A 23,184-nucleotide genomic window follows, 5' to 3' on the forward strand; every position below is an offset into this window, starting at 1 on the left:
CGAACGTATCGCCGTCCACGCATGTCCGCCCGGTTACCGGGCCCGCCACTGCGGCGGACGCTTCTCCCTCGCCGCGGCCGCGCCCTCGGCGGCGTCGTCGGTGGCGGCGACGACCTTGCGCATGGTCTCGCCGAACCGGATGGCCTCGGTGGTGCCCAGCTCGGCGCCGCGCACCGCCATCTCCTTCACCGCCCGCTGCGCCAGCGGGGCGCCCGCGGTGAGCCGCTGCGCGAGCGACCGCGCCCGGTCGAGCAGCTCGTCATGCGGGACGACCCAGCCGGCCAGCCCGATCTCGTGCGCACGGGCGGCGTCGATCGTCTCGCCGGTGAGCAGCAGCTCCATCGCGTACTGCCGGTCGATCATCCGCGGGAGCCGCAGCGCACCGACGATCGTCGGGATGCCGAGCCGGACCTCGGGGAAGGAGAACGTGGCCTCCTCGGACGCGATGACGAAGTCGCACCAGGTCAGCAGGGTGACGCCGTAGCCGACGGCCGGCCCGTTCACCGCCGCGACGATCGGCTTGAAAATCTCCCAGCCGCTCTCCAGCGAGTTCACCGTGGGCCGCTCCCAGAAGCTGCCGGGGAAGTCGCCTGCCGGGTTACCGGTGGTGGAGCCGGTGTCGGCGCCTGCGCAGAACGCCTTCCCTGCGCCGGTCACGATCGCCACCCACGCCTCGTCGTCGGTGCGGAAACGGTCCCAGGCGGTGTTGATCGCGCGGCGCATGGCGCCGTCGATGGCGTTGCGCTTCTCCGGGCGGTCGTAGGTGATCGTGACGACGTGGCCGTCGCGCTCGTAGCGGACCGGGCCGGAGCCGGTGTCGCGGCCGGCGGCTGCATCGGTGTCGGGGTCGCTCATCGGGTCATCCTCGTGCCGTGGGCCAGCGCCCGCCCGAGCGGCTCGACGGCGTCGCGCAGCGCGCCCTCCAGCTCCCAGCGCCTGCTCGCGAAGTCCGCCCGGCTCACGACGACCGCCAGCGCCGTCGCGTGCGGCGCGCCCGGCACGGTCAACGCCAGCCCGGCCCGGCCCCGGGCCTGCTCCTCCACCTCGACCGCCACCCCCGCCGACCGCACCCGCAGCAGGTCGCGGCCGAGCAGGCGGCGGTCGGTGAGGGTGTGCGGGGTGAGCGCGTCGAGCGGGCCGGTGCCCAGGACGTCGGCGAGCGCGCCGGGGTCGAGCCCGGCCAGCAGCGCCTTCCCGGCCGCGGTGGCGTGCGCGGGCAGCCGTTCACCGGCGACGTCGGCCGGGCCGGGGTGCGCCGGGCACGTCTCGGTGTGTGCGACGACGACGTCGTCGCAGCGCAGCACCCCCAGCACCGCCGCCGCACCGACCCGGACGTGCAGGTCGGCGAGCAGGTCCCGGGCCGCGGGCGGCGGCACGATCGGCCCGGTCAGCCCGCGGTAGAGGTCGACGACCCGGTACCCGAGCCCGTAGCCGCGCGCGGCGTGCAGCCGGACCAGGTAGCCCTGTTCGACCAGTGACCCGAGCAGCCGGTAGCAGCTGGGCAGGGGCAGGTCGAGACGCCGGGCCAGCGCCTTCGCACTCACCCCGTCCCCGGCGTCGGCGACGGCCTCCAGCACCCGCAGGGCCCGGTGCAGCGCACCGGATCCCGCCCCGGAGTCCGTCCCGGGGGCGGCACCGGAATCTGCACCGGGATCTGCACCGCCCTCCGACGGCGTCCTCGGCGTCACCCGCCTAGTGTCGCCGCTCCACGGCACACGGACCAGCATCGGAGGAGGACGGGTGGCGGGAGCGTTCCGGCCGGTCGACCGCGACGGCCTGGCCGCGCACGTCGTCGAGCGGGTGCTCGCACTGCCCGGGCGGGTGCGGATCCTGGTCGACGGGGCACCGCCCGCCGGGCCGGTGGCGCTGGCGGCGACGGTGGCGGAGCGGCTGCGCGCCCACGGCCGCGACGCGCTCGCCGTCGACGCCGACGACTTCCTGCGCCCGGCCTCGGTGCGCCTCGAGCACGGCCGCACCGACCCGGACATGTTCCTCGACGGCTGGCTGGACGAGCCCGCGCTGCGCCGCGAGGTGCTGGGGGCACACGGCCGGGTGCTGCCCCGGCTGCGCGACACGGCCCGCGACCGCGCCTACCGCGACGACCCGGTCGAGCTGGCCGGGGACGGCGTCGTGCTGCTGGCCGGCGGCCGGCTGCTCGGGCGGGGCCTGCCCGCGGAGCTGACGGTGCACCTGCGGATGAGCCCGGCGGCGCTGCGGCGGCGGCTGGACGACTCGCTGACCTGGACCGCGCCCGCCTACGACCGGTACGAGGCCGAGGGTGACCCGGGTGCGTACGCCGACGTCCTGGTCACCGCGGACCACCCGGAACGACCCGCACTGCGGGCGGACTGACCGGGAAACGGGCACACAGCGTGGCCCGCAACCCGATCGGGGGACCAGCTGTGATCGATCACGTGATGGCGGACGGCCACCATGCGTAGAACAATCGGGGCGGACACGCACCCGAACCCCCGGGAACCGGAGGAGGATGAAGAAGATGGTGGGCGAGGAGGGAGTTGAACCCTCACGTCCTTTCGGACACACGGACCTGAACCGTGCGCGTCTGCCATTCCGCCACTCGCCCGAGCGACAGGAAGAAAGTTAGCACCCCGCTCGTCGGCCGTTCACAGGGGGGTCCCCCGTGACGTCCGGTGGGCGCCCGCGGTGTGGCCGGACCCGGCTCGGGCCCGGCGTGCGGGACGGGAACGCGAACGGGACGACCGCCGCGTACTCGCCGGGGTAGCACAGATACGATCGGTCACACACCACCGACACGCCGGTAGTAACGGAGGAGATCAGTTGGGCCGCGTGGACCGCTTCGAGCGCCGTCTCCAGGGGATGGTGGGCGACGCCTTCGCGCGGGTCTTCGGGGGCAGTGTCGTCCCACAGGAAGTCGCACAGGCACTGCTGAGGGAAGCCGAGGACAACGTCGAGCAGCTGGCGGGAGGGCGTCTCCTGGCGCCGAACCGGTTCACCGTGCTGCTCAGTCCCAGTGATCTCGACCGGATGGCGGGCGACGAGGACGGGGTCGCACGATCCCTGTCGTCGCACGTCTCGAAGGAACTCACCGACCAGGGCTGGGACACCTACGGTGAGGTCGTAGTCTTCCTGGAGCGCTCCGAGGCGCTGCACACGGGACAATTCCGCACCCGCTCCGCCGTCGATCCCGACGCTTCCCGCCGGGCCGCCGCCGGAGCACGCACCGCAGGAGAAGCACCCATGAGCCAGCAACCGGGCCACCCCGAGGAGAACGGGCAGTACGGCTACGACCGGAGCGCCCCCGGCGGGTACGGCCAGCAGCAGACCTACGCCCCGGAGCAGCAGGGCCAGCAGGCCCACGGCGGCCAGCCGGGTTACGACCAGTACGGCCAGCCCCAGGGCTACGGCCAGCCGCCCCAGGGCGGCTACGACCAGTACGGGCAGCCGCAGGGCTACGGCCAGCCCCCGCAGGGCGGCCACGACCCGTACGGCCAGCAGGGCTACGGCCAGCCGCAGGGCTACGGCCAGCCCCCGCAGGGCGGCCACGACCCGTACGGCCAGCAGCAGGGCTACGGCCAGCCCCAGGGCGGGTACCAGCCCGGCTACCAGCAGGGCGGCTACGAGCAGGGCTACGACGGCTACGGCCAGCCCCAGGGCTACGGCCAGCCGCCGCAGGGCTACGGCCAGGGCTACCCGCAGGGCGGCTACCAGCAGGGTGGCTACGAGCAGGGCTACGACGGCTACGGCCAGCCCCAGGGTTACGGCCAGCCGCACGACGGCTACGGCCAGCCCCAGGGCTACGCCGGTGGCTACGACCAGCACCCCGGTTACGACCAGGGCGGGTACGACCAGGGCGGCTACGGCGGCGGCGCCTACCCGGCCCAGGGCGGCTGGGGCGCCCCGCAGCAGCTGACCGCGATGCTCGTCCTCGACGACGGGTCGAACCGGACCTACCAGCTGTCCGAGGGCACCCACGTCATCGGCCGCGGCCAGGACTCGAACTTCCGGCTGCCGGACACCGGGGTCTCCCGCCGGCACCTGGAGGTCACCTGGGACGGCCAGGTCGCGACCCTGAACGACCTGGGCTCGACCAACGGCAGCACGGTGAACAACTCGCCGGTGCAGTCCTGCCAGCTGACCGACGGCGACGTCATCCGGGTCGGCCACTCCAGCCTGGTGTTCCGCACCCAGGGCTGACCGCCGACCGGCGACCGCGAACTCCTGCGACGGACGCCCGCCCGGACTCCCCGGGCGGGCGTCTCGTACCGTCGCACGGCGGTGGGACCCCATCGCTGCGGTGCGACACGTCGCCGCGGTGCACGACACGAACACGGAAGCGAGCGGGCGAAGTGCCGGAACTGGTGCTCCAGCTGACCAGAGGGGCGTTCCTCGCCCTGCTCTGGCTGTTCGTCCTGCTCGCGCTGCAGGTGGTGCGCTCGGACCTCTACGCGGCGTCCGGGCTCAAGGGCGCGGCGAGCGGCCGCTCCGGGAAGGCCGCACGCGGTGGCCGGGGTGCCGGTCGCAACCGCACCGCCCGCCAGCTCCTGGTCACGCAGGGGCCGCTGGCCGGCAGCCGCATCACCCTCGACTCGCGCCCGATCCTCATCGGACGGGCCGACGACTCGACCCTCAAGCTCGACGACGACTACGCCTCGACCCGCCACGCCCGCATCAGCCAGCAGGGCGACGAGTGGTACGTCGAGGATCTCGGGTCGACGAACGGCACCTATCTGGAACGTAATAAGGTCACCGGGCCCACCCGGGTCCCCCTGGGGACACCGGTCCGCATCGGCAAGACGGTGATCGAGCTGCGATCGTGACGGCCGCGGGAACGACCATGACGGATCGACCATGAGCCTGCCGCGACCGTCCGCTCCCCCGGCGCCGCGGCCGTCCGTAGCCCCCGTACGGACCCGCGGTCCTCGATCGCCCCGACGTGCCCCGACCGAAGCCGGAGCCGCCCCGTGACACTGGTGCTGCGCTACTCGGCCCGCAGCGACCGCGGACTGGTCCGGCAGAACAACCAGGACGCCGTCTACGCCGGCCCCCGCCTGCTGGCCCTCGCCGACGGCATGGGCGGCCACGCCGCGGGCGAGGTCGCCTCGTCCCTGGTCATCTCCGCGCTGGCCCCGCTCGACGAGGACGTCCCCGGTGACGACCTGCTCGCCGAGCTCCGCGACGCGACCCACGAGGGCAACGACGCGATCTCCCGGCACGTCGCCGAGGCTCCCGACCTCGAGGGCATGGGCACCACGCTGACCGCGATCCTGTTCGCCGGGTCGCGGCTGGGCATGGTGCACGTCGGCGACTCGCGCGCCTACCTGCTCCGGCACGGTGAGTTCCACCAGATCACCAAGGACGACACGTTCGTCCAGTCGCTGATCGACGAGGGCCGGATCACCGAGGAGGAGGCGCACACCCACCCGCAGCGCTCGCTGCTGCTGCGCGCCATCACCGGCCAGGACGTCGACCCCTCGCTGTCGATCCGCGAGGCGCGTGCCGGCGACCGTTTCCTGCTCTGCTCCGACGGCCTGTCCGGCCCGGTCAGCGACGAGACCCTGCAGCACACGCTGGAGGACTACGCCGACCCGCGCGAGTGCGCGGACCGGATGATCGAGCTCGCCCTGCGCGGCGGCGGCCCGGACAACATCACCTGCATCGTCGCCGACGTCGTGGACGTCGACTACGCCGACGACGCCCCGATCATCGGCGGCTCCGCCGGGCGCAACCCGCGCAGCGACGACGGCGACTACCGGCACGACGAGCGCTCCCCCGGATCCTCCGCCCAGCGCGCCGCGGCGAGCACCCTGCCCCGGACCGAGCCGGTGCGGCTGCAGCCGGACCGGGCACCGGCCCCGGCCGCACGGCGCGGGCTGCGCCCGCTGCTGGCGGTCGTCGGCGTGCTCGTCGTGCTGGCCGCCGGTGTGCTGATCGCCCGCTCGCTGGTCCTGCAGCAGTACTACGTCGGCGCGGACCAGAACCAGGTGGCGATCTACCAGGGGGTGCGCGGCAGCGTGCTGGGCGTACCGCTGCAGCGCGTCGTCGAACGGTCCGACATCGGTCTCGACGACCTCCCGCAGTCCGAGCGCACCCAGGTCAGCGACGGCATCGTCGCCGACGACGGCGAACCGGACGCGCACGGCACGATCGACAAGCTGCGCTCGAAGATGCTCCCGCTGTGCTCGACGCTGAACCCGCCGCCGAAGCCGGTGGTCACCCCGCCTGCGGCGCCGGGTGCACCGCCGGTCACCACGACACCGCTCCCGACGGTGGCCCCGGACCCGGGCAAGAACTGCCGGACCGACGGCTGATGGCCACCCGGGACCAGAGCGCTCGGGGCACTGCGGGCGCGACGCCGGCCACCGGCGCGGAGACGACCACGCCCACCGGGCGGGGCATCGAGCTGCTCATGCTCGGCCTCGCCGCGGTGCTGACGACCGGCGCGCTGGTGCTGGTCGAGGCGAACCAGGAGCAGACGCTCACCACCGACCTGCTGTTCGTCGGGCTGGCCTACCTGGTGCTGTTCGCGCTGGCCCACCTGGCCGTGCGGAAGCTGGCTCCGTACGCGGACCCGCTGATGCTGCCGTCGGTGGCGCTGCTCAACGGCATCGGCCTGGTGATGATCCACCGGCTGGACCTGGCCGCGGCGGCGCGCGCGACGTTGCTGGGCAAGGAGATCCCGGACGGCCAGATCGCCCCGCAGATCGCCTGGACCGTGCTCGGGCTGGTGCTGTTCGCCCTGGTGCTGTTCTTCCTGCGCGACCACCGCGTCCTGGCCCGCTACGGCTACACGGTCGGCTTCGTCGGGCTCGTGCTGCTCGCATTGCCGGGCCTGCTGCCGTCGTCGATCTCCGAGGTCAACGGCGCGAAGCTGTGGATCCGGCTGCCCGGGCTCGGTGGCATCCAGCCCGGCGAGTTCGCGAAGATCCTGCTGACGATCTTCTTCGCGGCGTACCTGGTGCAGAAGCGCAACCTGCTCTCCACCGCGGGCCGCAAGTTCCTCGGCATGGAGCTGCCCCGCGCCCGTGACCTCGCCCCGCTGCTCGCGGCCTGGCTGCTGTCGATCGGCATCCTGGTCATCGAGCGCGACCTCGGCAGCTCGTTGCTGTTCTTCGCGCTGGTCCTGGTGCTGCTCTACACCGCGACCGAGCGGGTCTCCTGGATGCTCATCGGCCTGCTCTTCTTCGCCGCGGGCGCGATCATGGCCTACCAGCTGTTCGGCCACGTCCAGGTCCGCGTGCAGATCTGGCTGGACCCGTTCTCCGACTACGAGGGCGGCGGCTACCAGCTGGGCCAGGCGCTGTTCGGGATGGGCACCGGCGGGGTCGGCGGGACCGGCCTGGGTGCCGGGCGCCCGGACCTGGTGCCGTTCGCGTCGTCGGACTTCATCTTCTCCTCGCTCGGCGAGGAGATGGGCCTGATCGGGCTGGCGGCGATCCTCGTCGTCTACCTGGTGCTGATCACCCGCGGCCTGCGCAGCGCGCTGGCCGTGCGCGACACGTTCGGCAAGCTGCTCGCGACCGGTCTGTCGTTCTCGGTCGCGATGCAGATCTTCGTGGTCATCGGCGGGGTCACCAAGCTGATCCCGCTGACCGGCCTGACCCTGCCGTTCCTGTCCTACGGCGGGTCGTCGCTGGTCGCCAACTACGCGCTGGTCGCGATCCTGCTGCGCATCTCGCACGTGGCGCGCGCGCCGCTGCCCAAGCGCCCGGCCGCGCCGCGGGCTCCCATCGCGGAGGCCAGCACCGAGATGGTCCGCCGGCCCGATGCGCAGAACGGCGCCGCCGCCCGCACCGAGAGGAGTGACTCGTGAACCGCCCGGTCCGCCGCGTCGCCCTGGCGGTGATGGTCATGGTCGTGATCCTGCTCGGCAACGTCACCTACGTGCAGGTGGTGAAGGCCGGCGAGTACCGCGACGACTCCCGCAACCAGCGCACCCAGATCGACGAGTACTCGCGCCCGCGCGGCCAGATCACCGCGGGCGGGCAGGTGCTCGCGCAGAGCATCGACACCGGCAAGGGCCGGCTGCGCTACCAGCGCCAGTACCCGGAGGGCCCGGCGTTCTCGCCGGTCACCGGCTACCTGTCGACCTTCTACGGCAACGGTGGGCTCGAGCGCTCCTCGGACGCGGTGCTCTCCGGCACCGACGACCGGCTGTTCGTCCGCAGGCTGTCGGACCTGATCACCGGGCGGGACCCGGCGGGCGGCAACGTGGTCACCACGATCGACCCCGAGGTCCAGAAGACCGCCTACGACAAGATGAACGAGGAGGGCTACACGGGCGCGGTCGTCGCCCTGAACCCGCAGACCGGGGACATCCTCGGGATGGTGTCGACGCCCTCGTACGACCCGAACCCGCTGGCCTCGCCGGACTCGGGCAACCAGCAGGACGCCTGGAAGAAGTACGGCAACGAGGAGCCCTCGCCGCTGGTCAACCGGGCGATCGGGGACATCGAGCCACCGGGGTCGACGTTCAAGCTGGTCACCACCGCGGCGGCGCTGCAGAACGGGTTCACCCCGGACAGCCAGCTCACCGCGGCGAAGAACATCCAGCTCGCCGACTCGACGACGACGCTGGAGAACTACAACGGGACCCCGTGCGGCGGCGGGGCGACCGCATCGCTGCGCGAGGCGCTGGCCCGGTCCTGCAACACCGCGTTCGCCCAGCTCGGCGGGCAGCTCGGCGGGGACAAGCTGCGCGCCCAGGCCGAGGCGTTCGGGGTCGGCCGCACCGACCTGCAGATCCCGATGCCGGTGGCCGCGTCGCAGGTCGGGCCGATGGCCGACACCCCGTCGGTGCAGCAGTCCGCGATCGGCCAGCGCGACGTGCGGCTGACCCCGATGCAGCTGGCGATGATCGGCGGCTCGATCGCGAACGGCGGTCAGACCATGGCCCCGCACCTGATCAAGGAGATCCAGAGCGCGCAGCTCGACGTCGTCGACACCACCGAGCCGGACCGGATGGCCCGCTCGATGCCGGCCGACACCGCCCGCACGCTGACCGACCTGATGGTCGGGTCGGAGAACCGCACCCAGGGCGGCGGCAAGATCACCGGTGTACAGATCGCGTCGAAGACCGGTACCGCCGAGCACGGCACCGACCCGAAGAACACCCCGCCGCACGCCTGGTACGTGGCGTTCGCGCCTGCCGAGAACCCGAAGGTCGCCGTCGCCGTGCTCGTCGAGAACGGCGGCAACCGGGCCCTCGAGGCGACCGGCGGGTCGGTCGCGGCCCCGATCGGCCGAGCCGTGATCGCCGAGGCCCTCCGGGACGCGCAGTGAGCGCCCCGGCCGGGCCCCGCGCGGCACAGCGGGCACACCGCCCGCTGATGACCGGATGAGCGGGCTCGCGGCCGGTGAGCTGATCTCCGACCGCTACCGGCTGGACCGGCGGATCGCCGTCGGCGGCATGGGCGAGGTCTGGGAGGCCAGCGACACGCGGCTCGGCCGCAGCGTCGCGGTCAAGATCCTCAAGTCCGACCTGTCCGACGACCCGGAGTTCCTGCACCGCTTCCGGATCGAGGCCCGTACGGTCGCCTCGCTCGGCTACTCCGGCATCGCGGGCGTGCACGACTACGGCGAGGACGACGGCCCCGCCGGCGGCGGCCGCACCGCCTACCTGGTGATGGAGCTGGTCCGGGGCGAGCCGCTGTCGGCGCGGATCGCGCGCGGCCCGATTCCGGCCGACGAGACCCTCGACATCCTCGAGCAGTCCGCACGGGCGCTGCAGGCCGCGCACGAGCGCGGGTTCGTGCACCGCGACGTGAAGCCGGGCAACATCCTGCTGCGCGAGGACGGCGTCGTGAAGCTGACCGACTTCGGCATCGCCAAGGCCGCCGACGCCGCACCGGTCACCCGGTCCGGCATGGTCATGGGGACCGCGCACTACATCGCTCCCGAGCAGGCGTCCGGCGAGGACGCAGGCCCGGCCGGTGACGTCTACTCGCTCGGCATCGTCGGCTACGAGTGCCTGGCCGGGGTGCGCCCGTTCCGGGCCGAGAGCGCGGTGGCCGTGGCGATGATGCAGGTCCGCGACGACCCGCCGCCGCTGCCGGACACCGTGCCCGCGCACGTCCGGGAGCTGATCGACTCGGTGCTGGTCAAGGACCCCACCCGGCGCTACGCCGACGGCGGCGAGTTCGCCGAGGCCGTCGCCGCCGTCCGGCGCGGGCACCGGCCCCCGGTCGCGGGCACCCCGGCACCGGCCGGGGACGGCCCCTCCCTGCTCGCCGGTGGCGACGCCGCCGGGACTGCAAGGACTGCCGGGGAGGTCCCCGACGAGGCGTCCCGGCGCGGGCGGCACGGCCGCCCCGACACCGGCGACGAGGGCCGGGCCGCCCGGTGGACGCCGGACGTCCCCGGCACCGGCGGGTCGCCGGTGTCCGGCGCGGCACCGGTCGCCGAGCCACGGGACCCGGCTTCGCCGCGCGGCGGAGTGCCCTCGGGGCAGGCTCCCGCCACGCCGCCGCCGTCGACCCCACCACCGTCCACACCGCCGCCGTCCACTCCACCGCCCGGGTCGGCGCCGCCGGGACCCGCTGGTGGCCCCGGTGCACGGCCGGGACCGCCCAGCGGTGCGTTCCCCCGCCCCGGTGCCGCACCGGGCTCCGGTCCGGTGCCGCTCCCGCCGGGGCAGCCGCCCCGGGGCAGGCCCGGTACGCCGCCGCGCACCCCTGCTGACCCGGCACCACCGTCCGCGCCGTCCCCGCCCGGCGGGCAGCCCGGGGTCCGTCCGCCCGGCGACGGCCGTCGCGCACCCGGCGCCCGACCGGCGCGTCGTGCACCCGACTCCCCGCCGCACGGGGCGGCGGCCCGCCCCCCGGCCACCCGGCGGTCGTCCGAACGGGGGCCGGAGGTGCATCCGTCCGGCCCGCTGGATCTCACCCCTCGGCGGTCCGGACGGGTGAAGGCCTGGCTCGCCGTCCTGTTCCTCCTGTTGACGGTCGCCGCGGTCCTGCTCGCCGTCATGATCCTGCGTGACTCGTCGCAGACCGGGCTCGGAGCGGGGGTCGCCAACCCTGCGACCGGTACCGTGGCGTGGCGGACGCCGGCCGGCTCTCGACCGGTGGGCGATTCGTGGCCGCTCGCCGCGCGCGACGTCGCCGGAGCAACGGACGCTCCCCGGTGATCCCACGGAACCGGCGACCCGGCGCACGCGAGCGTGAAACGACCGTGCACGACCGCAGCGACCGGCATGATGAGTACGCCTCCGACCCCGGGAACCAGTGAACCGATGACGACACCGCGACTGCTCTCCGAGCGCTACGAGCTGGGCGACACGCTCGGCTACGGAGGCATGTCCGAGGTCCACCACGGCCTGGACACGCGGCTCGGCCGCGACGTGGCGATTAAGGTTCTGCGCGCCGACCTGGCCCGCGACCCCCAGTTCCAGCTGCGGTTCCGCCGCGAGGCACAGAACTCCGCGTCGCTGAACCACCCGGCGATCGTCGCCGTCTACGACACCGGCGAGATCGAGTCCGAGGTCGGGCCGCTGCCGTACATCGTCATGGAGTACGTCGACGGCCAGACCCTGCGCGAGATCGTCAAGACCCAGGGTCCGCTGTCCCAGCAACGTGTCGTCGAAGTCATGGCCGACGTGTGCGCCGCCCTCGACTTCTCGCACCGGCACGGGATCATCCACCGCGACGTCAAGCCCGCGAACGTGATGATCAACAGCGTCGGTGCGGTCAAGGTGATGGACTTCGGCATCGCCCGGGCACTCGGCGAGGGCCAGAACGTCACCCAGACCGCCGCGGTCATCGGCACCGCCCAGTACCTCTCACCGGAGCAGGCGCGCGGCGAGGCCGTCGACGCCCGGTCCGACGTCTACGCCGCGGGCTGCGTGCTGTTCGAGCTGCTCACCGGGGAGCCGCCGTTCACCGGTGACACCCCGGTCGCGGTGGCCTACCAGCACGTGCGGGAGGACCCGCGGGCCCCGTCGGAGCTCAACCCGTCGGTGCCGCCCGCGCTCGACGCGATCGTGCTGAAGGCACTGAGCAAGAACCCGGCCAACCGCTACCAGTCCGCGGCCGAGATGCGCGCCGATCTGGTGCGGGTGCGCAACGGCGAGCCGGTCGAGGCCCCGCTGGTCATGACCGAGCAGGAACGCACGGAGATGATGGCGCACGACGCCGCCACCGCCGCCGTGCCGACCCGCCGGATGAACGGCTCGGGCCCGGCCACCGGGCGGCACACCCTGCCCCCGGGCCACCCCGACCACGACGACGAGCGAGGCGGCGGCCGCGGCCGGAAGGCCGCGCTGTGGGCGGCCGGCCTCGTCGTGCTGGGCCTGCTGGGTTTCCTCGGCTTCCAGTTCTTCGGCAACTCCTCGCCGGACCGCGTCGGCGTGCCCGACGTGCTCGGCCAGCAGCCCGAGCAGGCGCGCGCCACGATCACCCAGGCCCACCTGCTCTACTCGCAGAAGAACGAGCCCTCCGACGTCACGCAGGTCGGGAAGGTCGTGCGCACCGACCCGGGCGGCGGCAACCAGGTGGCCGAGAACAGCACGGTGACCGCGTTCGTCGGGACGGGTCCGGACCAGGTCACGGTGCCCACGCTCGCCGGGCTGTCCCCGCAGGACGCCGACGGCCAGCTGCGCGGCAAGGGCCTGCGCCTGGGGCAGACGACCGAGCAGGAGACCTCCGACTCCGACGAGATCGGCAAGATCATCTCGTCGACGCCGGGCCCCGGTGAGACGGTGCCGGGCAACTCGCCGGTCTCGATCGTCGTCGGCAAGGAGCGGACGACGGCCGTGGTCCCGTCGGTCTCGGGGCAGAGCGCCACGCAGGCGCAGCAGACCCTGCGCGACGCCGGCTTCGCCTCGGTGACCACCAGCCAGGTCGACGGCAGCGGTCAGCCCGGGTCGGTCGTCGGGACCGACCCGTCGTCCGGGACCCGGGCAGGCACCAACCAGACGATCACCATCCAGGTCAGCAAGGGCAACCAGAAGCAGGTGCCCAACGTGACCGGTCAGCAGGTCGACGCCGCGGTGAAGGCGCTGCAGGCCGCCGGTCTGTCCCCGAGCATCAAGACCACCGACGTCTCCGACTCCTCGCAGAACGGCAAGGTCCAGTCCCAGTCGCCGTCCGGTGGCTCGCAGTCCACCGAGGGCCAGACCGTCACCCTGACCGTCGGCCGCGCCACGGGTGGCGGCGACGGCGGGAACGACGGAGACAACAGCGGCAACGGCGGGAACGGGAACAACGGCGACAACGGCAACGGCGGGAACACCGGCGACAACGGCGGAACCGGGAACAACGGCAACGGCGGCAACAACGGGAACGGCAACCCCGGGAACACCGGCAACCCCGGGAACACCGGCGGCAACGGTGGCAACGGCGGGAACGGGAACAACGGCGGCGACGGTGGTACCGGGTCGAGCGGGTTCCCCTTCAACTGACGGTTCCGCTTCAGCTGACGGTTCCGCACCCGCAGGCCGCCGAGCGGCCATGATCGGAGAAGGAGGGGTCGTGCGCGTCCTCGTCGTCGACAACTACGACAGCTTCGTCTACAACCTGGTCCAGTACCTCGCGCAGCTCGGCGTCGAGCCGGTGGTGCGGCGCAACGACGAGGTCGAGCCCGACGAGCTGGACGACGTCGGCGCCGTGCTGGTCAGCCCCGGCCCCGGCACCCCGGAACGGGCCGGTCGCAGCGTCGAGGTCATCCGCCGGGCCGCCGGGAACGGCACCCCGCTGCTGGGTGTGTGCCTCGGGCACCAGGCGCTGGCGACCGCGTGGGGCGGCGTCGTCGAGCGGGCCCCGGAGCTGCTGCACGGCAAGACCTCCGAGGTCCTGCACGACGACGTGGGCGTCCTGCGCGGGCTGCCGTCGCCGCTGACCGTGACCCGCTACCACTCGCTGACGATCGCCCCGGACGGGCTGCCCGCCGAGCTGGAGGTCACCGGGCACACCGAGTCCGGGCTGATCATGGCCGTCCGGCACCGGGAGCTGCCGATCGCCGGGGTGCAGTTCCACCCGGAGTCGGTGCTCACCCGCGGCGGGCACCGGATGCTCGCGAACTGGCTCGCCGACGCCGGTTTCACCGTGCCCGAGGAGCTGGTGGAGCGGCTGTCCACGGAGCTCGACGAGCTGGTCGCCGGCGTCTGACGCCGCCCCGGTCCCGTCCTCCGGGGTCGAAGTCGCTGCGTACCCGCCGAACGGTTCCCGGTCCGCGATACGGTGGCAGCGGACGTCCACCGCCCGCACCAGCCCGCACGAGGTCAGCACATGCCGAAGTCGAAGGTCCGCAAGAAGGCGGCGTACACGCCGCCGCCGGTCAGCCGCACCCCGCAGAAGGTGCAGGGGCCGACGCATCCGGCCTACATCGCCGTGATGCTGGCGTTCGGGATCCTCGGCCTGGTCTGGCTGGTCGTCAACTATCTCGCCGGCCCGCAGATCCCGTTCATGGCGGCGCTGGGCAACATGAACTTCATCATCGGCTTCTCACTGATCGTGATCGGCCTGCTGATGACCATGCGCTGGCGCTGAGCAGCGCAAACACATCGATGTGAGTTGTCCTCACTGTGGATGAAGGCTGTGGATCGGCGGATTCCGGCACCGTGAGTGATCATCCGGAGCGCCGGTCCTGGTCGACACCGGGCGGCGTCGTCGCCGCTCTGTGGGTGCTGGCCGTGCTCGCGCTCGGATGGCTCGTCCTGCTCGTCGCGCGCGGGGCGGACCCGACCGGGGCGCTGCTCGCCGGGGTCGCCGCCGTCGGGCTGGGGCTCTACGCAGCATCCGGGACGAAGGCACGGCCGCGGCTGGAGGCCGGGCCGGAGGGCATCGTCGTACGGCGGCTGACCTGGACCCGGCACGTGCCGTGGTCGCGGGTCGACGACGTCCGTGTGCTGCGGATGCGCCGGTTCGGGCGCGAGTCCTCGGTGCTGGAGCTGGACCTGCGCGACGTCGACGACAGCGAACGGCTCGTCGTGCTCGGCCGTCCGGAGCTGGGCAGCGACCCGGAGGACGTCGCCGAGGAGCTGGAGCTGCTGCGCCCGCTCCGGTGAGCTCCGGCGGTCAGAGCCGCGCGACCGAGAGCGCCAGCAGCGCGAGCACCACGGCTCCGACCGCGCCGAACGCCACCGCGGGCGAGCGGGGCGCGCTCCCGCGGCGCGGGATCAGCGCGGCGGCGGTGACCGCCCCGGTCACCAGCCCGCCGAGGTGTCCCTGCCAGGAGATGCCGGGGATCGTGAAGCTGATGAACACGTTCACCGCGATCACCACGAACACCTGACCGGCGGGGATCCGCATGCGGCGCAACAGAACCGCAAGTGCACCCATCAGCCCGAAGACCGCGCCGGACGCTCCGGCCGTCCCCTCCGAGGCCGTACCGAAGAACATCACCGCGGCGGACCCGCCGAGCAGGGCCAGGGCGTAGACGCCGAGGAACCGGCCACGGCCGAGTGCGGTCTCGACGTCGCGGCCGATGATCCACAGCGCGAACATGTTGAGCGCCAGGTGGATCGGGCCGATGTGCAGGAAGCCGGACGTGACGAGGCGCCACCAGTCACCCGCACCGACGAGGTTCGGGACGAGCGCGCCGGCGTCGAACAGCGCGGAGTCCGCGTTGTCGTTCAGGCTGCGTGCCTGCACGACGGTCAGGACGAAGACCGCGACGTTGACCGCGATCAGCGCCGGCGTGATCAGCGGCCGCGGTGGGGTGTGCACCGGCGGGCCCGGCGGCGGCCCGGGGTGCTGCGGACCGGGATGGTTCTGCGCCGCGGGGTGAACCGGTGGAGCGGGGTGCTCCGGCGGCCCGGGCCGATTCGGCGGCCCGGACGGATCGCCGTACCCCGGCCCCGGTCGGTCCCACGCGGGCGCGCCGGCCGGCTGCCCGTAGGCGTCGCCGGCCGGTCCCGCGCCCGGATGCCCGGCCGGTTCCCCGTTGCCCGGGTCGCCGGTGGGCTCTCGTGGTGTGCTCAGGGCGGTCTCAGCCCTTCTCGATCTCGACCTTCTCGATGACCACGTCGGTCAGCGGGCGGTCCGCCTGGCCGGTGGCCGTCTGGCCGATCGCGTCCACGACGGCCCGCGACTCGGCGTCGGCGACCTCACCGAAGATGGTGTGGCGCCGGTTCAGGTGCGGGGTCGGGCCCAGCGTGATGAAGAACTGCGACCCGTTGGTGCCGGGGCCGGCGTTCGCCATCGCGAGCAGGTACGGCCGGTCGAACTTGAGGTCCGGGTGGAACTCGTCGCCGAACTGGTAGCCCGGGCCGCCGCGACCGGTACCGGTCGGGTCACCGCCCTGGATCATGAAGCCGCCGATCACGCGGTGGAAGATCGAGCCGTCGTAGAACGGACCGGAGTCGCCCCCGCTCGCGTTCGGCCCGGTGTACTCCTTCGTCCCGTCGGCGAGACCGACGAAGTTGGCGACCGTCTTCGGGGCCTGGTCGTCGAACAGTTCGACCCGGATATCACCCTCGGAAGTGTGCAGAACGGCCGTCGTCTTGGCGTTTCCTGGTTCCGTCACGACTACCATCGTGCCAGTAAGGGGCCGTAGCGGCCGCACCGGCAGGAGGGCAGGTCGTGTCGATGAGCGTCACGGGCACTGAGATCGCTGCACAGAAGAGGGCCGAGGCCCGCCGCGACGCGGTGGACGCCGTGCAGGCACTGGCCGAGGCCGGCCGGATCGTGGGTGGTCAGGTCGTCGGATCCGTCGGCAGCGTCGTGTCGTCCGGAACCACCGGTCTGTCCGGGCGTGTCGAGGGTGCCCGCAGCGCCCTCGCGGAGGCGATCGATCCGTCGCCGGAGCCGGTCGTGGTCGCCGTGCGCCGCTGGCCGTGGATCGTGGCGCTGATCGCGGTCACCGGCCTCGCCGTGTGGGGCTGGGCGACCGTGCTGCGCCGCGAGCGCCCGATCGACCCGGGCACCCCGGTGTCGACGGTGCCGCCGTCGGACGAGCAGCTCGAGGGCAAGCCCGTGGGCCGGGCGCCCACCACGCGTACGACCGAGTGACCGGCTGGGTGATCAGCTGAGCCGGTCACCCCTCCCGGAGGGCGGCCCGCAGGAAGCCGGTGACGGCGAGCGCGTAGCCCTCCGGGTCGGCGTTCCACCCGGCGGTGTGCTCGGTCCCGGTGAACTCGCGGTAGGTCACCGGCCAGCCCCGCCGGTGTGCCGACGCGGCCAGGTCCCGGCTCAGCGCCACCGGCACCGCGGTGTCCCGGTCGCTGTGCAGCAGCAGCGTCGGCGGGGTGACGGCCGGTGTGTGCCGCAACAGGTCGAACCGGTCGAGGTCGATCCCGATCCGCTGCTCGGCGAACAGGGCCGCCACCCCGGACAGCGACGGCGGCAGCCCGCGGTTCGCGGCCTGCCGGCGCAGCACGCGTCGCCAGTCGAGCATCGGGGCGTCCCAGACGACCGCGGCGACGTCGGCCGCGTACCCCGAGCGGTCCAGGAACGCGCCGCCGATCGCCGCGCCCATCGACCAGCCGACCAGCACGAACCGGCGGGCGCCGCGCTCGCGTGCCCACGCCACGGCGGCCTCGACGTCGCGCCACTCGGTGTCCCCGAGGTGTGAGCATCCGTCCGGCGGTGCCGGGGCGTCGGCGTCGCCGCGGTAGGCCGGGACCAGCGCGTGCAGCCCGAGGTCGTGCAGCGTGGGCAGGATCCGCAGGGCCTCGCGCCGGGTGCCGCCGCGGCCGTGCACGCAGATCGCCCAGACGTCGTCGTGCGGTGATCCCGTCGGAGCCGGGACGTCCCAGGCCGCGGCCGGGCCGAGCTCGGTCGGGATCTCGACCTCGGAGAACCCGAGGCCCCGGTCGCCCGGATCCGGATCGAACGGCCCGACGTCGAGCACCGCGGGCCCCTCGGCGGGCTCCGGGCCGTCGAGCAGCCGCCGGACGACGACCTGCCGGTCCCGCCGCAGCACCTCGCCCACCACCGACAGCCCCGCCGGGCTGCGCAGGCCCCACACCCCGGGCTGGGCGCTGAGCCGGGTGCGGCGCAGGGTGACGGCGTCCGGGCCGCCGTGCAGCACGCGTTCGGGCAGGCCGGGCTTCCACGACGGATGCAGCAGCACCGTCGAGTAGTGCCAGGCGATCGACGCCGCTCCGGTGGCGAGCAGCCCGCCGGCGAGCAGCGAGACGGCAGGCAGACTCCGGACGGGACCGGTGGGTACGGGGCGCACGCCGAGCATCCTCCTGCACCGCAGCTTCCCCCGACGCGGAGGAGTGCCATGCCCACCCACGGTCATCACAGCGCCCCCCGGCGGCGACCACGCTCCAGGTTGCCACCCGTTCGAGTGAACATCGCACCGAGTCGACTCCGCTGCGAAACCGGGCGCGCCGGGCATCGTTGCGCCGTTCGGAGGGCCCCCGTCCTCCGGCTCCCCCGACTGCAGGAAAGGACGCGCGAATGAACTCGCTCGCCCGCAACGCCCTCCGGCTCTCCCTCGCCGGCGCGGGCATCGCCGTACTCGGTGCCGGCGTCGCCGGTCAGGCCTCCGCCGCCGAGCTCCCCGACACCCCGGACCTCGACACCTCCTCCCTCTCCGACGCCGCCGACCAGCTGCCGGACGCCACCGAGTCGCACTCGGTGAAGAGCGACGGCGTGAACGTCACCGTCGGTGGCGTCGACGCCCCGGAGGTCAAGACCCCGAAGGCCCCGAAGCTCGAGGCGCCGAAGCTCGAGACCCCGAAGCTGCCGGCGACCCCGAAGGCTCCGAAGCTCGAGGCGCCCAAGGCCCCGACCGCCTCGGACATCGCCTCGCTGGCGAAGCTGCCCGACGCGCCGAAGGCCCCGTCGCTGAAGGCCCCCTCGACCGACGCACTGCCGAAGCTGCCGACTGCCCCGAAGGCGCCCGCGGCCCCGAAGCTGCAGGCCGCCGACGCGGGCCTGCCGTCGCTGCCGAAGACCCCCGAGGTGCCGTCGACCGACGCGCTGCCGAAGCTCCCGAAGGCGCCGTCCGCCGACGCCCTGCCGAAGCTGCCCTCGGCCGACTCGCTGCCGAAGCTGCCGTCCGCGCCGTCGACGAGCGAGCCGGCCTCGGTCAACATCCCGCACGTGATGTACGTGGAGTCCCCCACCGTCTCGATGGGCTGATCTCCGCAGATCTCCGTATCAGCGGCGCCGGGCTCCCGAACCCACAGGCGCCGAGCGACGACCGTCCGCACGACGAGGTGCGGGCGGTCGTTGTCTGCTGCGCGCGGCATCCCCGTTCAGCGGAACGGATCCCGCCGCGGACTCAGCGGAACCGACCGCGCCGCGGACTCAGCGGAACGGACCGCGCCGCGGCCGGGGCGGCGGGGCCGGTGCCACCGGTGCCCGCACGAGCAGCTCGAAACGGTCGAAGGCCTGCTCGTCGTCGACGACGTGGCGCACGAACCGGAACCCGGCCCGCCGCGCGACCCCGATCGACGCGACGTTCGCCGGGTCGACGTCGATCGCGATCATGTCGATGTCCCCGCGCTCGGCGAGGTACCGCGCCGCCAGCCGGACCGCACGCGTCGCGAGGCCCTGCCGGCGGAAGCCCGGGTAGACGCCGTAGGCAAGCCCGGCCCGCCGCGACCCGGGGACCGGGTCGAAGTCGGCGTCGATCGTGCCGGCGAGCACCGAGCCCGACCGCACCCGGATCCCGAAGCTCAGCTTCGGCCCGTCCTCGGCCCACCGTTCGATCGCCCGGCGGACGTGCGCGCGGACCGTCGCGCGGGTGCCGGGACCACCGTTGAGCCAGCGCACCAGCTCGGCGTCCTCCCCCGCGAGATGTGCCTCCACGTCGCCCCAGCCGAGCGGGCTGAGGACGACGACGCCGTCCGACAGCGTGTTCGGCGGAAGGGGCACGCAGCCATCCTGCCCGACCCGCCCGGCGGCGACGCCGAGCCCTCCCCGTCCTGCGCCGAGCGGGTTCCCGTCAGATCGACGATTACGTTGTGGGCGTCGCGCGGACCCGGTAACGCATGAGCAGCGTGTCGTCGCCGGTGACCACGCTGAGCAGCTCCAGCCGGGCCGGGTCCATGCCCGCGCCGTGGGCGATCCGGCCGGCCTCCCCGGACACCAGGAACGGCGCCAGGGTCAGCCGGAGCTCGTCGACCAGACCCGCCTCGGCGAGGCTGCCGAACAGCGACGGCCCGCCCATGCAGTTGACCCGGCGCAGCCCGCGGCGCTCCAGCTCGGCCAGCGCGACGGCGAGGTCCACGCCCTGCTCACCGGTCACGACGACGTCGGCACCGGCGTCGGCCCACTGCTTCCGCAGGTCCTGCGGTGCGGCCTCGCTGGTCAGCACGATCGTCGGGATCACGGTGTCGGTGAGCACCGGCGCGGACGGGTCGAGCGAGTTTCCCGTCGAGGTGACGACAGCGGTGCTCGGCAGCTCCGACAGGCCGAACCGGCGACGCCGGTCGTCCATCCGGTCGTTGTGCTCGACGCCGGTGAAGCCCTCGGCGGTCGCGGTGCCGCCGGCGACGAGCACGACGTCGGCGAGGTCGGTGCCCAGGTCCAGCACCGCGCGGTCCGGCGGCGTGGACAGCCCCGCGGAGCTGCCCTCGACCTCGACGGCGCCGTCGGCGCTGGAGACGAAGTTGACGCAGACCCGCATGCGGTCGTCGGGATAGGCGTAGAGGTTCTCGAGATCGGTGGCCGACAGCGCCCGCGCGTCGGCGGCCGGGAAGATCTGGTGGATCGCACTCACGCGAGCAGTCTCACCGCACGCGACGGGTTCCGCTCGCCGCGCACCGTCGCGACCATCTCGCAGGTCTCCCGGGTGGCGCGGGCCTGGTGCGCGCGGACCATCGCCACGCCACGGTCGACGGCGAGCGCGGTCGCGGCCAGGGTGCCGGTGAGCCGTTCCTCCAGCGGCACGCCCAGCGACTCGCCGACGACGGTCTTGTTCGACATCGCCAGCAGCACCGGCCAGCCGGTCGCCACCATCGCGTCGACCCCGCGGAGGACCTGCAGGCTGTGCAGGGTGTTCTTGGAGAAGTCGATCGCCGGGTCGATCAGGATGCCCTCGGCGGGCACCCCGGCGGCGACGGCCTTCTCGGCGAGCGCGACGGTCTGGGTGACCACCGTGCCGACCACGTCGGCGTAGCGGGGGCGGTGCGGCTCGGTGCGCGGCGCGACGTGGTCGGTGTGCGCGCTGACGTAGCCGGCGCCGTAGCGGGCGGCGACGTCGAGGATGCCGTCGTCGGCAGCCGACCAGTTGTCGTTGACCAGGTGCGCACCGGCGGCACAGACGGCGTCGGCGGGACCGGCGCGGAACGTGTCGACGCTGATCACGACGTCCGGGAAGGTCGTCCGGGCCCACTCCACGGTGGGCACCACCCGGTCGATCTCCTCCTGCTCGGACACCTCGGTACCCGGGCTGGCCGGGACACCACCGATGTCGATGACGTCGGCACCCTCGCGGACCACGGCGGCGATCCGGTCCCGAGCCGCCTGCTCGGCGAAGGTGACCCCGTGGTCGTAGAACGAGTCCGGGGTCCGGTTGACGATCGCCATCACCATCGCCCGGTCCCGGTTCCAGGTGCGTCCACGGAACGTCAGGCTCGGCACGGATCCTCCTCGCGACACGGCCCGGGCCCCGTCGGAGGCCCGGCTCGGGCTCCATCCTCCCCAGCCGGTGCCCCACCTGCCCACAGGGGCCGCGGTCGTGTCCGGTTCGCCCCGATCAGCCGCGGGCGTACTCCCTCAGCGGCGGCTCGGCCGGCGCCCGCGGCTCGGTCGCGATGCTCGACGCGAGCTGTGCGGTCAGCCGGGCGCTGTTCGCCGGCAGCTGCGTCCGGTCGACCGCCGGCATGACGTCCTGCAGGCAGACGCCGCGGTCGACGCGGCCAGCCTGCGCCGGGCCGTCGTGGTCCAGGGCGTCGGCGACGACGGCGTACCCGACCGGGTCGGTCGTGCCCATCGAGAGGTGATCGGCGCCGTGCACCGGGCAGATCGACTGCACCGCGACGTTCGCGACCCGGCCCTGCCCGCCACGCAGCTCCGAGCTCGGCGCCGGCGGCAGGTTCGGGACGACGACCTCGTCGGTCAGGGTGTAGACGACCGTGTAGTCGATCCCGGCGAACGTCTCCGGCCCGTCGTTGAGCGCGCCGAGGAACCGCGACCCGCTCTGCTGCTGCCAGAACGCGGGGACGCAGCCGGGCCCGCAGGCCGGGTAGGCGTCGAGCGTGCCGTGGTTCGACGGGTCGATCCCGATCATGTCGCGGACCATCCCGCGGGTGTCCGGCCAGTACTTCAGCGCCCAGCGCGGCACCATCCCGCCCTGGCTGAACCCGACCACGGAGACCTTCCCGCCGGACCGGTCGTGCATGGTGCGGATCGCGTTCACGACGTACTCGGCGGCGGTCTGGATGTCTCCGGTCGCGTGCCGGGGCAGCTGCACGGTGCAGTAGCCGCGGCCCTGCCCGGCGAACGCGCGGGCGTAGTTCCAGTCGAAGTTGACGTCCGGGTTCAGCAGTGTGCCCGGGACCAGCAGGACCGGGTCGCCCGTGGAGCGGTCGGCGAGGTCGCCGTGGCAGCTCAGGCTGTCGGCGAGGCCGGGCGCGGTGAGCTCCGGGCCGGTGGCCGTGGGCTCGGGAGCCGCACTGGCCGCCCCCGCGGCGCCGAGGAGCAGCGCCGCAGCAACGGCACCGGCGAGCAATACGGACCTCGTCGTGCTGGGCATGCGCGTCTCCGGAGTTCGATCAACGGCTTCACTCCGGTGAACGACCCGCGTGCGGGCCGGGTGACGTGCACGGACGGGTGCCGGCCCCGCGGGAGGTCGGCCAGGGTGCAGCACGGCGTCCGCGGGACCGCTGAACTCATCGGACCGCGCTCATCGGACTGCACTCATCGGACCGCCGGGGCGAGCGCCGCTGCGAGGAGAGGGGCGCCCGGACCCGCCAGCCAGTCGTCGAAGCGCAGCAGCGACGGGAACTCCGCGCGGAGGGCGTCGAGGTCCGCGTGCCCGGCGAGCCTGCCGTCCTCGAAGAGCGCCGCCAGCCTCCCGAGGGCCTCGTCCTGCGCCGGCAGCGACGCGGTCAGGCGGCTGTACTCGATCGGACGGCCGGCGGCCCGGGTCAGCTGCTCGGCCAGGCCCCTGCCGGCGATGGCGTCACCGGCGATGTCGAAGGTGCGGCCCGCGTAGCGGTCGGGTGCCCCGAACACCCCGGCGACGATCCGTCCGATGTCCCGGACCGCGATGACCTGGAAGACCCGGTCCGGAGGTGTCAGGAAGGACACCCGGCCCGCGTCGAGCCCCGCCCCGGGGGCCACCAGGAGCTCCATGAACGTG

Annotated in this window: 23 protein-coding genes and 1 tRNA gene; 13 read left to right on the forward strand and 11 right to left on the reverse strand. The window is 73.7% G+C overall.

The window, feature by feature from the left end:
- Nucleotides 1-33: 33 nt before the first annotated feature.
- Entirely contained in the window at nucleotides 34-855 is an 822-nt protein-coding gene (locus tag ACLE50_RS10130) for an enoyl-CoA hydratase/isomerase family protein (protein WP_410943183.1), read from the reverse strand.
- Nucleotides 852-1,688 (reverse strand): IclR family transcriptional regulator, encoded by an 837-nt coding sequence (locus ACLE50_RS10135; protein WP_410943184.1) that lies wholly within the window; start codon nucleotides 1,686-1,688, stop codon nucleotides 852-854. The genes ACLE50_RS10130 and ACLE50_RS10135 overlap by 4 nt, the downstream gene beginning before the upstream one ends.
- Before the next feature lie 52 nt (nucleotides 1,689-1,740).
- On the opposite strand from ACLE50_RS10135, the gene ACLE50_RS10140 reads away from it, so the two are divergent.
- Nucleotides 1,741-2,352, forward strand: coding sequence for a nucleoside/nucleotide kinase family protein (locus tag ACLE50_RS10140; protein WP_410943185.1), 612 nt, complete (start codon nucleotides 1,741-1,743; stop codon nucleotides 2,350-2,352).
- 146 nt (nucleotides 2,353-2,498) lie between these two features.
- On the opposite strand, the gene ACLE50_RS10145 is transcribed toward ACLE50_RS10140, so the two are convergent.
- Nucleotides 2,499-2,584, reverse strand: a tRNA-Leu gene (locus tag ACLE50_RS10145).
- A 215-nt stretch (nucleotides 2,585-2,799) separates the two neighbouring features.
- Between ACLE50_RS10145 and ACLE50_RS10150 the strand changes: the two genes are divergently transcribed.
- From ACLE50_RS10150 to ACLE50_RS10195, 10 genes are all read left to right on the forward strand, one after another.
- On the forward strand, nucleotides 2,800-4,176 hold the full coding sequence (locus ACLE50_RS10150; protein ID WP_410943186.1) for a DUF3662 and FHA domain-containing protein: 1,377 nt from the start codon (nucleotides 2,800-2,802) through the stop codon (nucleotides 4,174-4,176).
- Nucleotides 4,177-4,328: 152 nt separating this feature from the next.
- Nucleotides 4,329-4,799 carry an FHA domain-containing protein FhaB/FipA gene (locus ACLE50_RS10155; protein WP_410943187.1) on the forward strand — a complete coding sequence of 157 codons (471 nt, stop codon included), beginning with the start codon at nucleotides 4,329-4,331 and terminating at the stop codon, nucleotides 4,797-4,799.
- Nucleotides 4,800-4,943: 144 nt separating this feature from the next.
- Nucleotides 4,944-6,290 carry a PP2C family protein-serine/threonine phosphatase gene (locus ACLE50_RS10160; protein ID WP_410943188.1) on the forward strand — a complete coding sequence of 449 codons (1,347 nt, stop codon included), beginning with the start codon at nucleotides 4,944-4,946 and terminating at the stop codon, nucleotides 6,288-6,290.
- Nucleotides 6,290-7,792, forward strand: coding sequence for an FtsW/RodA/SpoVE family cell cycle protein (locus ACLE50_RS10165; protein ID WP_410943189.1), 1,503 nt, complete (start codon nucleotides 6,290-6,292; stop codon nucleotides 7,790-7,792). The genes ACLE50_RS10160 and ACLE50_RS10165 overlap by 1 nt, the downstream gene beginning before the upstream one ends.
- Entirely contained in the window at nucleotides 7,789-9,261 is a 1,473-nt protein-coding gene (locus ACLE50_RS10170; RefSeq protein WP_410943190.1) for a peptidoglycan D,D-transpeptidase FtsI family protein, read from the forward strand. Before ACLE50_RS10165 ends, ACLE50_RS10170 begins: the two co-directional genes overlap by 4 nt.
- A 55-nt stretch (nucleotides 9,262-9,316) precedes the next feature.
- A complete protein-coding gene (locus ACLE50_RS10175) occupies nucleotides 9,317-11,107 on the forward strand; it encodes a serine/threonine-protein kinase (protein WP_410943191.1) in 1,791 nt (596 codons plus the stop codon).
- 105 nt (nucleotides 11,108-11,212) lie between these two features.
- The gene (pknB, locus tag ACLE50_RS10180) at nucleotides 11,213-13,378 is read left to right on the forward strand and encodes a Stk1 family PASTA domain-containing Ser/Thr kinase (protein ID WP_410943192.1); all 2,166 of its coding nucleotides are present in this window, start codon (nucleotides 11,213-11,215) and stop codon (nucleotides 13,376-13,378) included.
- A gap of 70 nt (nucleotides 13,379-13,448) precedes the next feature.
- Complete coding sequence (locus ACLE50_RS10185) at nucleotides 13,449-14,084, forward strand: aminodeoxychorismate/anthranilate synthase component II (RefSeq protein ID WP_410943193.1); 636 nt, start codon at nucleotides 13,449-13,451, stop codon at nucleotides 14,082-14,084.
- Nucleotides 14,085-14,204: 120 nt separating this feature from the next.
- A complete protein-coding gene (gene crgA / locus ACLE50_RS10190) occupies nucleotides 14,205-14,465 on the forward strand; it encodes a cell division protein CrgA (protein ID WP_410943194.1) in 261 nt (86 codons plus the stop codon).
- 71 nt (nucleotides 14,466-14,536) lie between these two features.
- Entirely contained in the window at nucleotides 14,537-14,983 is a 447-nt protein-coding gene (locus ACLE50_RS10195) for a PH domain-containing protein (RefSeq protein WP_410943195.1), read from the forward strand.
- Between the two features lie 10 nt (nucleotides 14,984-14,993).
- On the opposite strand, the gene ACLE50_RS10200 is transcribed toward ACLE50_RS10195, so the two are convergent.
- On the reverse strand, nucleotides 14,994-15,644 hold the full coding sequence (locus ACLE50_RS10200) for a rhomboid family intramembrane serine protease (RefSeq protein ID WP_410943196.1): 651 nt from the start codon (nucleotides 15,642-15,644) through the stop codon (nucleotides 14,994-14,996).
- 262 nt (nucleotides 15,645-15,906) lie between these two features.
- Complete coding sequence (locus ACLE50_RS10205) at nucleotides 15,907-16,452, reverse strand: peptidylprolyl isomerase (RefSeq protein ID WP_410943197.1); 546 nt, start codon at nucleotides 16,450-16,452, stop codon at nucleotides 15,907-15,909.
- A gap of 53 nt (nucleotides 16,453-16,505) precedes the next feature.
- Between ACLE50_RS10205 and ACLE50_RS10210 the strand changes: the two genes are divergently transcribed.
- A complete protein-coding gene (locus tag ACLE50_RS10210; protein WP_410943198.1) occupies nucleotides 16,506-16,928 on the forward strand; it encodes a hypothetical protein in 423 nt (140 codons plus the stop codon).
- Nucleotides 16,929-16,953: 25 nt separating this feature from the next.
- Here ACLE50_RS10210 and ACLE50_RS10215 read toward each other — a convergent pair whose 3' ends face one another.
- Nucleotides 16,954-18,099, reverse strand: a complete 1,146-nt coding sequence (locus ACLE50_RS10215) for an alpha/beta hydrolase family protein (protein WP_410943199.1) — start codon at nucleotides 18,097-18,099, stop codon at nucleotides 16,954-16,956.
- Between the two features lie 227 nt (nucleotides 18,100-18,326).
- Between ACLE50_RS10215 and ACLE50_RS10220 the strand changes: the two genes are divergently transcribed.
- A complete protein-coding gene (locus ACLE50_RS10220; protein WP_410943200.1) occupies nucleotides 18,327-19,013 on the forward strand; it encodes a hypothetical protein in 687 nt (228 codons plus the stop codon).
- A 168-nt stretch (nucleotides 19,014-19,181) separates the two neighbouring features.
- Here the strand turns inward: ACLE50_RS10220 and ACLE50_RS10225 are convergent, their stop codons facing one another.
- The 5 genes from ACLE50_RS10225 to ACLE50_RS10245 form a co-directional block, all read right to left on the reverse strand.
- Entirely contained in the window at nucleotides 19,182-19,751 is a 570-nt protein-coding gene (locus ACLE50_RS10225; protein WP_410943201.1) for a GNAT family N-acetyltransferase, read from the reverse strand.
- Between the two features lie 82 nt (nucleotides 19,752-19,833).
- Complete coding sequence (locus ACLE50_RS10230; protein WP_410943202.1) at nucleotides 19,834-20,598, reverse strand: dihydrofolate reductase family protein; 765 nt, start codon at nucleotides 20,596-20,598, stop codon at nucleotides 19,834-19,836.
- A complete protein-coding gene (gene folP / locus ACLE50_RS10235) occupies nucleotides 20,595-21,461 on the reverse strand; it encodes a dihydropteroate synthase (protein WP_410943203.1) in 867 nt (288 codons plus the stop codon). Before folP ends, ACLE50_RS10230 begins: the two co-directional genes overlap by 4 nt.
- A 115-nt stretch (nucleotides 21,462-21,576) precedes the next feature.
- Nucleotides 21,577-22,575, reverse strand: coding sequence for an esterase/lipase family protein (locus ACLE50_RS10240; RefSeq protein ID WP_410943204.1), 999 nt, complete (start codon nucleotides 22,573-22,575; stop codon nucleotides 21,577-21,579).
- Between the two features lie 164 nt (nucleotides 22,576-22,739).
- Nucleotides 22,740-23,177, reverse strand: a complete 438-nt coding sequence (locus tag ACLE50_RS10245) for a Rossmann-fold NAD(P)-binding domain-containing protein (protein ID WP_410943205.1) — start codon at nucleotides 23,175-23,177, stop codon at nucleotides 22,740-22,742.
- Nucleotides 23,178-23,184 lie beyond the last annotated feature (7 nt).

This window comes from Pseudonocardia phyllosphaerae (assembly GCF_046546475.1).
In the GTDB taxonomy this organism is placed as follows: Bacteria; Actinomycetota; Actinomycetes; order Mycobacteriales; family Pseudonocardiaceae; genus Pseudonocardia; species Pseudonocardia phyllosphaerae.